At 59.5% G+C, this 11,125-nt stretch carries 12 protein-coding genes; 6 read left to right on the top strand and 6 right to left on the bottom strand.

The window, feature by feature from the left end; all coding sequences use genetic code 11:
* Positions 1 to 100: 100 nt before the first annotated feature.
* The 4 genes from K9857_RS18510 to K9857_RS18525 all read right to left on the bottom strand — a co-directional run bounded on the left by K9857_RS18510 (position 101) and on the right by K9857_RS18525 (position 4,331).
* A complete protein-coding gene (locus K9857_RS18510; RefSeq protein ID WP_224538094.1) occupies positions 101 to 1,933 on the bottom strand; it encodes an ABC transporter ATP-binding protein in 1,833 nt (610 codons plus the stop codon).
* A gap of 93 nt (positions 1,934 to 2,026) precedes the next feature.
* On the bottom strand, positions 2,027 to 2,584 hold the full coding sequence (locus K9857_RS18515) for a peptidylprolyl isomerase (protein WP_110964429.1): 558 nt from the start codon (positions 2,582 to 2,584) through the stop codon (positions 2,027 to 2,029).
* The gene (locus K9857_RS18520; RefSeq protein WP_224538095.1) at positions 2,578 to 3,393 is read right to left on the bottom strand and encodes an alpha/beta fold hydrolase; all 816 of its coding nucleotides are present in this window, start codon (positions 3,391 to 3,393) and stop codon (positions 2,578 to 2,580) included. Before K9857_RS18520 ends, K9857_RS18515 begins: the two co-directional genes overlap by 7 nt.
* A gap of 14 nt (positions 3,394 to 3,407) precedes the next feature.
* Entirely contained in the window at positions 3,408 to 4,331 is a 924-nt protein-coding gene (locus K9857_RS18525; RefSeq protein WP_224538097.1) for a LysR family transcriptional regulator, read from the bottom strand.
* Between the two features lie 50 nt (positions 4,332 to 4,381).
* On the opposite strand from K9857_RS18525, the gene K9857_RS18530 reads away from it, so the two are divergent.
* The 6 genes from K9857_RS18530 to arfB all read left to right on the top strand — a co-directional run bounded on the left by K9857_RS18530 (position 4,382) and on the right by arfB (position 9,628).
* The gene (locus tag K9857_RS18530; RefSeq protein ID WP_224538099.1) at positions 4,382 to 4,696 is read left to right on the top strand and encodes a 3-phosphoglycerate kinase; all 315 of its coding nucleotides are present in this window, start codon (positions 4,382 to 4,384) and stop codon (positions 4,694 to 4,696) included.
* A 150-nt stretch (positions 4,697 to 4,846) separates the two neighbouring features.
* The gene (locus K9857_RS18535) at positions 4,847 to 5,446 is read left to right on the top strand and encodes an FMN-dependent NADH-azoreductase (RefSeq protein ID WP_224538101.1); all 600 of its coding nucleotides are present in this window, start codon (positions 4,847 to 4,849) and stop codon (positions 5,444 to 5,446) included.
* A 344-nt stretch (positions 5,447 to 5,790) separates the two neighbouring features.
* Positions 5,791 to 6,669: a carboxylate/amino acid/amine transporter gene (locus K9857_RS18540; protein WP_224538103.1), complete on the top strand. Its 879-nt coding sequence runs from the start codon at positions 5,791 to 5,793 to the stop codon at positions 6,667 to 6,669.
* 184 nt (positions 6,670 to 6,853) lie between these two features.
* Positions 6,854 to 7,642: a hypothetical protein gene (locus tag K9857_RS18545; protein ID WP_318011769.1), complete on the top strand. Its 789-nt coding sequence runs from the start codon at positions 6,854 to 6,856 to the stop codon at positions 7,640 to 7,642.
* A gap of 140 nt (positions 7,643 to 7,782) precedes the next feature.
* Positions 7,783 to 9,129, top strand: a complete 1,347-nt coding sequence (locus K9857_RS18550; protein WP_224538105.1) for a DEAD/DEAH box helicase — start codon at positions 7,783 to 7,785, stop codon at positions 9,127 to 9,129.
* 85 nt (positions 9,130 to 9,214) lie between these two features.
* Positions 9,215 to 9,628 carry an alternative ribosome rescue aminoacyl-tRNA hydrolase ArfB gene (gene arfB, locus K9857_RS18555; RefSeq protein ID WP_224538106.1) on the top strand — a complete coding sequence of 138 codons (414 nt, stop codon included), beginning with the start codon at positions 9,215 to 9,217 and terminating at the stop codon, positions 9,626 to 9,628.
* Here the strand turns inward: arfB and K9857_RS18560 are convergent.
* Both K9857_RS18560 and K9857_RS18565 read right to left on the bottom strand, forming a co-directional pair.
* Complete coding sequence (locus tag K9857_RS18560) at positions 9,625 to 10,824, bottom strand: MFS transporter (protein WP_224538108.1); 1,200 nt, start codon at positions 10,822 to 10,824, stop codon at positions 9,625 to 9,627. The two genes, arfB and K9857_RS18560, sit on opposite strands and share 4 nt — an antisense overlap.
* Positions 10,825 to 10,927: 103 nt before the next feature.
* Positions 10,928 to 11,110, bottom strand: coding sequence for a hypothetical protein (locus K9857_RS18565; RefSeq protein ID WP_175376824.1), 183 nt, complete (start codon positions 11,108 to 11,110; stop codon positions 10,928 to 10,930).
* Between the last annotated feature and the right edge of the window lie 15 nt (positions 11,111 to 11,125).

The raw sequence follows: 11,125 nt of genomic DNA on the forward strand, positions 1-11,125 counted from the left end.
ATGCTCGCGATGGTCGTCAACGATAACGCTGACTGTCTGAATGCCCGCGGTGTCTGGGCGTTCATCGCGAGCGTGCTCGCTCCTACAGGGGATCGGGGTGTCAGTCGATTCCGACGAATCCACCGGTCTGGTGCTGCCATAACCGCGCATACAATCCGCCCAACGCGAGCAGCTCGGCGTGGCTGCCGGTCTCGGCGATCTTGCCGTTTTCCAGCACCACCAACCGATCCATCCGGGCAATGGTCGAGAGCCGGTGGGCGATGGCGATCACCGTCTTGCCCTGCATCAACGCCTCCAGGCTTTCCTGAATCGCTGCCTCAACTTCCGAATCCAGTGCCGATGTCGCCTCGTCCATGATCAGGATCGGGGCATCCTTGAGCAGCACGCGGGCGATGGCGATCCGCTGGCGCTGACCACCGGAGAGCTTCACCCCGCGCTCGCCGACATGGGCATCGAAGCCCATGCGGCCTTCGGCGTCCGACAGAGTCGGAATGAAACCATCGGCCCGCGCCTTGTAAACGGCTTCCCAGAGTTCGGCATCAGTAGCATCGGGTTTGCCGTAAAGCAGGTTGTCGCGGATCGAGCGGTGCAGCAGCGAGGTGTCCTGGGTGATCATGCCGATGCGTTCGCGCAGGCTTTCCTGGCTGACCTCGGCTATGTTCTGGCCGTCGATTAGGATGCGCCCGCTTTCCACGTCATAGAGCCTCAGCAACAGATTCACCAGCGTCGATTTGCCGGCGCCGGACGGGCCGATCAGGCCGATTTTCTCGCCGGGCCGGATGGTCAGGTTGAGATCGCCGATGACCCCGCTGTGCTTGCCGTAGTGGAAGTCCACATGCTCGAAACGCACTTCACCCCGGCCCACGGCCAACGGTTTGGCCTGGTCGCGGTCGGTGACGCTGACCGGTTGCGAGATGGTCTGCAAACCGTCCTGCACCATGCCGATGTTTTCGAAGATGCCGGTGACCACCCACATGATCCAGCCCGACATGTTGACGATGCGAATCACCAGCCCGGTGGCCAATGCAATTGCGCCCACGCTGATCAGCGATTGCGTCCACAACCACAAGGCCAACCCGGTAGTGCAGACGATCAACAGGCCATTCAGGCTGGTGATGACCACGTCCATGCTGGTCACGACACGGCCGGCCATCTGGGCTTTTTCGGTTTGTTCCTTGATCGCCTCGCGGGCATATTGCTGTTCGTAATTGGTGTGGGCAAACAGCTTCAAGGTGGTGATGTTGGTGTAGCCATCGACGATCCGCCCCATGAGTTTGGAGCGTGCATCAGAGGACCTCACCGAACGATCCTTGACCCGGGGTACGAAGTAGTAGAGCGAGCCGATGAAGCCGGCGATCCAGGTCAGCAGCGGAATCATCAGACGCCAGTCGGCCTCGGCGAAGAGCACCAGTGCGCTGATGGCGTAGATCAGCACATGCCACAGCGCATCGACTGCCTGAACGGCCGAGTCGCGCAGGGAATTGCCGGTTTGCATGATGCGTTGGGCAATGCGCCCGGCGAAATCGTTCTGAAAGAAATTCAGGCTCTGCTTGAGCACGTAACTGTGGTTTTGCCAGAGGATCATGCTGGTCATGCTGGGGCTTAAGGTCTGGTGCACCAGCAGGTCATGCAGGCCGACGAACACCGGCCGCAGGATCAGCGCAACCACCACCATCCAGGCCAGTTCAAGACCGTGTTCCTTGAAGAAGTCAGCATTGGGTGTGCCCTGGGCCAAGTCGATGATGCGGCTCAGATAGCTGAACAACGCGACTTCGATCAGTGCACCGATCAGGCCCACCACCAACAGGGCTGCGAAACTCGGCCAGACCTGTTTGAGGTAATAGGTGTAGAAGGGCAGGACCCGGTTGGGCGGCGCGGCGCTCGGGGCGTCGCGAAAGATATCGATCAGCTTTTCAAAACGGCGATAAAGCATCGGTTTTCCACCCGCGAGCGGGCACTCCTTTTAACGGTTTGAGCGTTGCCGGCAGGGCCGGCAACGGCTCGGACATCCTTGTCCAGCTTAGTCTCAGTCGATGCGCTTGGCCGACTTGATGAACACCGGGTCAGCCGGTACGTCCTTCATGCCGTTGCGCACGGTGGTTGGCGAGTTGACGATGATGTCGACCACGTCCATGCCCTTGACCACTTTGCCGAACACGGCATAGCCGTCGCCCTGGTCGAGGAAATCGTTGTCCTTGACGTTGATGAAGAACTGGCTGGTGGCCGAGTCCGGCACCGAGGTACGGGCCATCGACAGGGTGCCGCGAACGTTGACCAGGCCATTGCTGTGTTCGTTCTTGATCGGTGCCTTGGTGTCTTTTTGCTGCATGGTCTGGGTGAAACCGCCGCCCTGGACCATGAAGCCCGGAATCACGCGGTGGAAAATCGTGTTGTTGTAGAAGCCGCTGTCCACGTAATCAAGGAAGTTCTTGGTACTGATCGGCGCCTTGACCGGGTCCAGTTCGATTTCGATCTGGCCGTTGGTGGTTTCCAGCAGAACATGCGGCGCCTTGGCAGGCGTTGCCGCCATCAGGTTGGCGGCAAACAGTACGGAGCCGGCGGCGAGGGCGATTTTTTTCAGCATGGGTCAGGGATCCTGATTGGAGTGGTATCGACTGCGGTGAGGAACTCGAGCAGTGTCTGGTTGAAGCGTTCGGGCTGATCCAACGGGGTGGCGTGACGCGAATCGGCGATCACCACCAGCCGCGCATCGGGCAGCAGCTTTACGTAATTCTCTTTCAGCGAGACCGGCGTGTAGTCATGGTCGGCGCTGACGATGAGGGTTGGACAGGACACCTTCGACAGTCGTTCCTGAACACCCCAGCCAACGATGGCATCGAAGCTGGCGAGATAAGCACGTTTGTCGTTTTTTGCCCAGCGCTCGGCCATTTTTTGTCGCAATTCGGCTTGCTCGGGTTTGGGAAACAATTTGCCACCCAGCGCCTTGCCGATGGTGCGCAGACTGAGGACACGCATCAGGCTCCAGCGCTTGAACCACTGCCAGTAATCGTCGCGGCTGCGCAGTTTGACCTGCGGCGCGCTGTTGACGATGCACAGGCTCTTGAGCAGTTGCGGCTGATCCACGCCCAGCTGGAAACCGATCATCCCGCCCATGGACAGGCCTACATAGTGGACCGGGCCGAGGTTCAGGTGCTCGATCAACGCCACCAGATCGGCGCTGAAACCGGCGATGCTGTAGCGCTCGCGAGGCTTATCGGAGCGCCCGTGGCCGCGCACATCTGGGACGATCACCCGGTAACGCGCAGCCAGCGCGGGGATCTGTTTTTCCCAGTCCAGGGTGCTCGACCCCAGGCCGTGGACCAGCAGCAGCGGCGTGCCGTGGCCGTATTCCTCATAGTGCAGGTTGCAACCTTCGTGTTCGAAATAGGCCATGCATACACTCCGTGTCAGGCTTGTTCAGGGGCGGCGAAGGGTGCGTCCAGCGGCGCCGTGTCGAAGGTGCGCAGCAGTTCGATGAGAATCTGCGTGGCCGGCCCCAGCGGTTTGTCCTTGTTCGAGTACAGGTAAAAACTCGGGTTACGGCTGCCGCCCTGATCCAACGGTAGCAGCTTGAGCGTACCTTCCCTGAGTTCTCGTTCGATCATGTGCCTTGGCAACCAGGCGAAACCCAGGCCGCTGCCGACGAAAGTCGCGGCGGTGGCCAGGCTGCCGACGGTCCAGCGCTGTTCGGCGCCGAGCCAGCCGACGTCCCGCGGTTGCTGGCGCCCGGAGTCGCGGATCACCACCTGCAGCTGGCTTTCGAGGTCCTGGAAATTCAGTTCGCGATTGAGTCGGTGCAGCGGGTGTTCCGGGTGGGCCACCGCGACGAATTCGACATCGCTCAATTCCGCGCCCAGGTAACCGGGAATGCTGAAGCCGCTGATGGCCAGGTCAGCCACACCTTCGAGCAGGACTTCCTCCACACCCGACAGCACCTCTTCACGCAGACGGACCCGGCAGCCACGACTCTGCGGCATGAAAGCGGTCAGGGCGCGCACGAGGCGGGCGCTGGGGTAGGCCGCGTCCACCACCAGTCGCACTTCGGCCTCCCAGCCTTGCTCCATGTGATGGGCCAGGTCTTCCAGCTGACTGGCCTGTTTCACCAGTTGCCGGGAGCGGCGCAACAGCACGCCACCGGCTTCGGTCAGCACTGCCTTGCGTCCGTCGATGCGCAGCAGCGGCACGCCGAGCTGATCCTGCATGCGCGCCACGGTGTAGCTGACCGACGATTGCGAGCGGTGCAGTGCCTCGGCGGCCTGGGCGAAACCACCGTGGTCGACCACGGCCTGAAGCGTTCGCCATTGATCAAGGGTCACGCGGGGCGCTTTCATGATGAGCTCCTGTTGTCCTAAGCTGCGCAGTTCTTATTGGAGACTGCTGCATGAAAAAATTCTGTTCTGTGTTGCTGGCGATGTTGCCGCTGACTGCTTTCGCTTACCCGATCGACGTGCAAAAAGAACTCAATGGCCTGAAGGTCGACTACACCACTTACGCCACCGATTACGACATGGGCTCGATCACCCTGAACAACTACGGTGAGACCGCTGCCGACTGCGCGGTGGTGTTTCGCAACGGTCCCGAGTCGCCGAAGACCCGCAGAGTCAATCTGGCAGCCGGTAAAAGCGCGGACCTTTCCGCCAAGTTCAATCGCAAGATCATCAAGCTGTACATCAGCATGACCTGCAAGCCGCAATGACCTTCAGCGGAGCAGGCTCGCCAGCCATGCTCCGCTTATAAACGAATTTATCGATTGGTTATAGCAGTTATTTACGCTTTTTCATCGATACGACACTGTTTAACCTTCACTCCATCGACTTACAACATTCTCAGATGGAGCCTACAAGCCATGTCCCGCGTTCTGATCATCGAAAGCAGTGCCCGCCAGCAAGACTCGGTTTCCCGTCAACTGACCCAGACGTTCATCAATCAGTGGAAAGCCGCGCACCCGAAGGACGAGATCACCGTTCGTGACCTGGCCGTCAACCCGGTGCCGCACCTGGACGTCAACCTGTTGGGCGGCTGGATGAAGCCCGCCGATCAGCGCAATGACATCGAACAGGCTTCGCTGGAACGCTCCAACCACCTGACCGATGAACTGCTGGCCGCCGACGTACTGGTAATGGCAGCTCCGATGTACAACTTCGCGATTCCGAGCACGCTCAAGGCCTGGCTCGACCACGTGCTGCGTGCCGGTGTGACCTTCAAGTACACCGAAACCGGTCCTCAGGGCCTGCTCAGCGGCAAGCGCGCCTACGTCCTGACTGCTCGCGGCGGGATCTACGCCGGCAGCACCGCGGATCATCAGGAGCCGTACCTGCGCCAGGTCATGGGCTTCATCGGTATCCACGACGTGACGTTCATCCACGCCGAGGGCATGAACCTGGGTGGCGACTTCCAGGAGAAGGGCCTGAACCAGGCGAACGCCAAGCTTTCCCAAGTGGCCTGACCCGTTAATCGCCAGATAATCACCGGATGGTCTAGTGACCTGGCGCAACCCTTCAAGCCTGTACGCGCATCGAATCTCCCTTTGCACTTATTGCTCCTGAGTGCTCTTGCCCGATTGAACGCTTTAGCGAGATCGGGCTTTTTTTTGCCCACGATTTTGTTCACTCCAAAGACCCCTGTAGGAGCCGAGCTTGCTCGCGATAGCGCAGTGTCAGCCAGCATCAATGCAACTGACCCACCGCCATCGCGAGCAAGCTCGGCTCCTACAAGGTGTGTGTGATGGCACAGGGTTCGCGGTAAAGGACAAAACCCGCTATCGTCGCCGCCATTCAAAACGAGGCGAGCATGGGCTATCTACTTTTTGTCACGCTGATCCAGGCGTTTTCCTTCAGTTTGATCGGCGAATACCTGGCCGGTCATGTCGACAGTTACTTCGCGGTGCTGGTGCGTGTGCTGCTGGCGGGGCTGGTGTTCATCCCGTTGACGCGCTGGCGCTCGGTGGAACCGGCCTTCATGCGCGGCATGTTGCTGATCGGTGCATTGCAGTTCGGCGTGACCTACGTCTGCCTGTACCTGAGCTTCCGCGTGCTGACGGTCCCGGAAGTGCTCCTGTTCACCATCCTCACCCCGTTGCACGTGACCCTGATCGAGGACGCGCTCAACCGCCGCTTCAATCCCTGGGCCCTGGTCGCCGCGCTGGTGGCCGTCGGAGGGGCGGCGGTGATTCGCTTCGACCGCATCAACCCTGACTTCTTCATGGGCTTCCTGCTGCTGCAACTGGCCAACTTCACCTACGCCGCCGGCCAGGTGCTGTACAAACACCTGGTGGCACGCCACCCCAGCGACCTGCCGCATTACCGGCGCTTCGGCTACTTCTATCTGGGCGCGCTGGCGGTGGCGCTGCCGGCGTTCCTGCTGTTCGGCAAACAGAACTTTTTGCCCGAAGCACCGCTGCAATGGGGCGTGCTGCTGTTTCTCGGTCTGGTCTCGACGGCATTGGGGCTCTATTGGTGGAACAAGGGCGCGTGCATGGTCAATGGCGGGACGCTGGCGGTGATGAACAACCTGCACGTGCCGGTGGGGTTGCTGATGAACCTGCTGATCTGGAATCAGCATGAGGAATTGGGGCGGCTGGTGCTGGGCGGGTCGGTTATTTTGCTGGCGGTGTGGATCAGTAGGTTGGGTGTGCGTAAAGGCGAGGATGCGTACGACAAATCGCGGTAGCCAGAAACAAGGAGGCCCCGCAAAGCGGGGCCGTCACATAACCTAGTCTCATCACCGTTTCGTATCGCACGGGAGTGGAGGTTCCTAGGGCTGCGGGCTCAGGGTACCACCTTCGTATTTGACGTCAACCCTTAGGCCCAGTGCCCCACATCGCTTCGCATGTTCTTAGACATGCGCTTACATCATGCAAGATGGCTTTTGCCTTTCGCATCGCTACCATCGCCCGGATTTCCAGCATTTTTCAGCATGGGAGTTCCCAGGACAGATGGTCTGGCAAACATTGGAGGCGAAGCTCTCCACTCCAAGAATGAGCCGTTACCTCAAAGGTTATCAGGGCAATCAGGACCATGCGGCGCAAGCCTACGTGCACAACATGCGTATTGCAGAATCTCTTGTCTCTATTTTTCATGTGCTAGAGGTCGCCCTGCGCAATGGAATCCAGCGCGAGATGGAACGTGAGTACAAGCGTGATGATTGGTACGAAGAGTTCAATGGTGACAATGCGGATCTACGGGCCAGTTATGCAAAAGTGACCGACGCACAAGCTGCCCTCCGCAAGCGCGGCACCAAGCTATGCGCTGACAACATTACAGCTGAGCTGAGTTTTGGATTCTGGACAGCGCTATTCAACCGCAAGGCATTTGTGAAGCTTTCCAGGCCGTTGATGCGGGTCTTTCACTATTGCCCGAAACATTCCAAAAATGCAGACATCATTCGAAGTCGCCTGAACAAGGCGCGGGATTTGAGAAATCGGTGCTTTCACCATGAACCGCTGCTGTGGCAGCCGCTGTTCGAGCTCCATCGAGACATCACTGAAATCGTGCAATGGATCGATCCTGGGCTTTGCACCTGGATCAAAACTCATGATCGATTACCGTCAGCTCTGGCGGGATGGAATACATGGAAGGAGGCTGCCAGGCACGAGCGGACGGTCATGCCGACGATTAAAACGACGGACGATCAGAGCATTTAAGCCAGTTTGTATTAGGTTGAAGACAACCTGGGTAACAAAAAGACGAATGTTTGCTGCCGAATGCACAAAGAAACTCGGCCTTCGCGCTCGAAACCGTTACCCTATGCAGCTGTTTTTTGCATTTCTTCGAGGTAGCACCCGTGTTTTCCGAATTCGCCCTGCACGAACGCCTGCTCAAAGCCGTGGCCGAACTGAAATTTGTCGAGCCAACGCCTGTGCAAGCAGCGGCTATTCCGCTGGCGCTTCAGGGGCGTGACCTGCGGGTGACGGCGCAAACCGGTAGCGGTAAAACCGCGGCCTTTGTCTTGCCGATCCTCAACCGTCTGATCGGCCCGGCGAAAATCCGTGTCAGCATCAAGACCCTGATCCTGCTGCCAACCCGCGAGCTGGCGCAGCAGACCCTTAAAGAAGTTGAGCGCTTCTCGCAGTTCACCTTCATCAAGGCCGGTCTGATCACCGGTGGCGAAGACTTCAAAGTCCAGGCTGCGATGCTGCGCAAGGTGCCGGACATCCTGATCGGTACGCCAGGGCGGATGATCGAGCAACTGAATGCCGGCAATCTCGACCTCAAGGAAGTCGAAGTGCTGGTACTCGACGAAGCCGACCGCATGCTCGACATGGGTTTTGCCGATGACGTGCAGCGTCTGGTCGAAGAATGTCCAAACCGCCAGCAAACCATGCTGTTCTCCGCGACCACCGGTGGTTCGGGCTTGCGCGAGATGGTTGCCAAGGTCCTGAAAAACCCTGAACACCTGCAACTCAACGCGGTCAGCCAGCTGAACGAAACCACCCGTCAGCAAATCATCACCGCTGACCACAACCAGCATAAAGAACAGATCGTTAACTGGCTGCTGGCCAACGAGACTTACCAGAAAGCCATCATCTTCACCAACACCCGCGCCATGGCCGACCGTATCTACGGCCGTCTGGTGGCGCAGGAATACAAAGCCTTCGTGCTGCATGGCGAGAAAGATCAGAAGGATCGCAAGCTGGCGATCGACCGTCTGAAGCAAGGCGGGGTGAAGATTCTGGTGGCCACTGATGTTGCCGCCCGTGGCCTGGACGTTGACGGCCTGGATCTGGTGATCAACTTCGACATGCCGCGCAGCGGCGACGAGTACGTTCACCGTATCGGTCGTACCGGTCGCGCCGGCAATGATGGCCTGGCCATCTCGCTGATCTGCCACGGCGACTGGAACCTGATGTCGAGCATCGAGCGCTACCTCAAGCAGAGCTTCGAGCGCCGCACCATCAAGGAAGTCAAAGGCACCTACGGCGGACCGAAAAAGGTCAAGGCTTCGGGCAAGGCTGTTGGTGTGAAGAAGAAAAAGACCGACGCCAAGGGTGACAAGAAAAAAGTCGCCGCCAAGACCGCGAACAAGCGCAAGACTACCAACCGTCCGAAGGCCGAGGCTCCGTCGCTGGTCAGCAAGGACGGCATGGCTCCGCTCAAGCGCCGCAAGCCGGAAGCGCCAGCAGCGGAATAAACGCCCTGGTTGAAAAAAATGCCCGTATCGTCAGATGCGGGCATTTTTGTTTAGATGGCGCTTAAAGCCGAGGTAGTGACTGTCCATGCTGGTGATTTCCAACAACGTGCATCTGCCGGATGACGAGATCGAATTGACGGCCATCCGTGCCCAGGGCGCCGGTGGGCAGAACGTCAACAAGGTTTCCAGCGCCATGCACCTGCGCTTCGACATCCCGGCTTCGTCCTTGCCCGAGTTTTACAAGGAACGGCTGCTGGCGCTGCGCGACAGTCGCATCACCAGCGACGGCGTGTTGATCATCAAGGCCCAGCAATATCGCACCCAGGAGCAGAACCGAGCTGATGCGTTGCTGCGTCTGACCGAGCTGATCCTCAGCGCCACCAAGGTCGAAAAGAAACGCCGCCCGACCAAGCCAACCCTGGGTTCGAAGACGCGCCGGCTGGAAGCCAAAAGCAAGCGCGGCAACATCAAGGCCGGGCGGGGCAAGGTTGATTACTAGCGCGATTCCCGGGCTCCACGCTGTTTCGGTGCCTGCCGATACAGGTAGATACTGAGGGTCAGGCCGCTGACGGCTGCCAGCGCGGCGAACAGGAAAATCGACGCAAAACCAAAGCCCGATGCCACCGCGCCGGCCAGTGGACCGGTGATCCCCAGCGACAAATCAATGAACAGCGAATAAGCCCCGACCGCCGCGCCACGGCTGGATGCCGGCACCAGATTGACCGCCTCGACCCCCAGCGCCGGAAACACCAGCGAGAAGCCGAAGCCGCTCAGCGCTGCACCCGCCAGCGCCCAATGCGCGTCCGGAGCCAGCCAGAGCAGCAGCAAGCCGAGGGTTTCCACCGACAGGCAGACAATCGCCACGCGAAAGCCGCCAAGGCGATTGATCAGGTTGCCGAACAACAGCCGCGCACCGATGAAGCTGGCGCCGAACAGGCTCAGGCACAGCACCGCGTTGTCCCAGTGTTGGGTGGCGTAATACAGGGTGATAAAGGTGGCGATGGTGCCGAAACCGATGGAGCCCAGCGCCAATCCGCATCCGTGAGGCAATACGCGTCCGAGTACATGGATAAAAGGCAAGCGTTCACCAGCGACGATCGGCGCAGCGGTTTTCGGCCAGGCCAGCAGCAGCCCGATCAGCGCCAGCAGCACAATGCTCACGCCCATGCTCCACAAACCCAGTTGCCCGACCAGCCAAACGCCAAAAGGCGCGCCGACCGCCAGTGCGCCGTAACTGGCGATGCCGTTCCAGGAAATGACCTTGGCGGTGTTGGCCGCACCAACCTGGCCGATGCCCCAGCCAATCGAGCCTGAACCCACCAGACTTTCCGCACTACCCAGTACCAGTCGACCGATGAACAAGCTGGCCAGGCTGAGCATCGGCAGGCTTTGGGTCCAGGCCGAAATCAGCATGAACACGCCGCTGAGGCCGCAACCGGCCAGGCCATACATCACTGCCAGCTTGCTGCCCTTGTTGTCGATGATCTTGCCGGCATAGGGCCGGCTGAGCAGGGTGGCGAGGTATTGCACGCTGATTACCAGCCCCGCGATCACCGCGCCGAAGCCCAGTTCGCTGTGCACGTAACCGGGCAATACCGCCAGAGGAATGCCGATGTTCAGATAGCCGATGAAGGTAAACAGGACGATGGAGACAACTTGCAGCGTGACCGCCAGGGGGCGCTGGTTTTCAGACATGGGGAAGGGTCCACGGTAAAGCAGGATTAGATAGGCTGCTTATGATAACGGCGCTGGCGTTCGTGGGTTGCGAAAAAGTAAAACTATTTGCCGGGTGGCTCGTTCAGGGCTTTTCGGGTGCGACCAGTTGTGTGGTGACCAGGGCGGCCAAGGCATTTTCCTGGCTGCCGAAGCGGGCGAGCAGGGCGGCCTGTTTTTCGGGAGGGAGGCGATTCCAGATCTCGATCATCTTCTCGGCGGTGCCGATCAGGACGCTGGCCTGTTCTTCGCTGAATTCATTCGTCATGGGGAGGGCTCGGGG

This window comes from Pseudomonas sp. REP124, assembly GCF_020164475.1.
In the GTDB taxonomy this organism is placed as follows: domain Bacteria; phylum Pseudomonadota; class Gammaproteobacteria; order Pseudomonadales; family Pseudomonadaceae; genus Aquipseudomonas.

Excerpts from the sequence above, each read along its gene's own strand:
- K9857_RS18510 (WP_224538094.1), bottom strand. The coding sequence starts at position 1,933 with ATGCTTTATCGCCGTTTTGAAAAGCTGATCGATATCTTTCGCGACGCC.
- K9857_RS18515 (WP_110964429.1), bottom strand. The coding sequence starts at position 2,584 with ATGCTGAAAAAAATCGCCCTCGCCGCCGGCTCCGTACTGTTTGCCGCC.
- K9857_RS18520 (WP_224538095.1), bottom strand. The coding sequence starts at position 3,393 with ATGGCCTATTTCGAACACGAAGGTTGCAACCTGCACTATGAGGAATAC.
- K9857_RS18525 (WP_224538097.1), bottom strand. The coding sequence starts at position 4,331 with ATGAAAGCGCCCCGCGTGACCCTTGATCAATGGCGAACGCTTCAGGCC.
- K9857_RS18530 (WP_224538099.1), top strand. The coding sequence starts at position 4,382 with ATGAAAAAATTCTGTTCTGTGTTGCTGGCGATGTTGCCGCTGACTGCT.
- K9857_RS18535 (WP_224538101.1), top strand. The coding sequence starts at position 4,847 with ATGTCCCGCGTTCTGATCATCGAAAGCAGTGCCCGCCAGCAAGACTCG.
- K9857_RS18540 (WP_224538103.1), top strand. The coding sequence starts at position 5,791 with ATGGGCTATCTACTTTTTGTCACGCTGATCCAGGCGTTTTCCTTCAGT.
- K9857_RS18545 (WP_318011769.1), top strand. The coding sequence starts at position 6,854 with ATGCAAGATGGCTTTTGCCTTTCGCATCGCTACCATCGCCCGGATTTC.
- arfB (WP_224538106.1), top strand. The coding sequence starts at position 9,215 with ATGCTGGTGATTTCCAACAACGTGCATCTGCCGGATGACGAGATCGAA.
- K9857_RS18560 (WP_224538108.1), bottom strand. The coding sequence starts at position 10,824 with ATGTCTGAAAACCAGCGCCCCCTGGCGGTCACGCTGCAAGTTGTCTCC.
- K9857_RS18565 (WP_175376824.1), bottom strand. The coding sequence starts at position 11,110 with ATGACGAATGAATTCAGCGAAGAACAGGCCAGCGTCCTGATCGGCACC.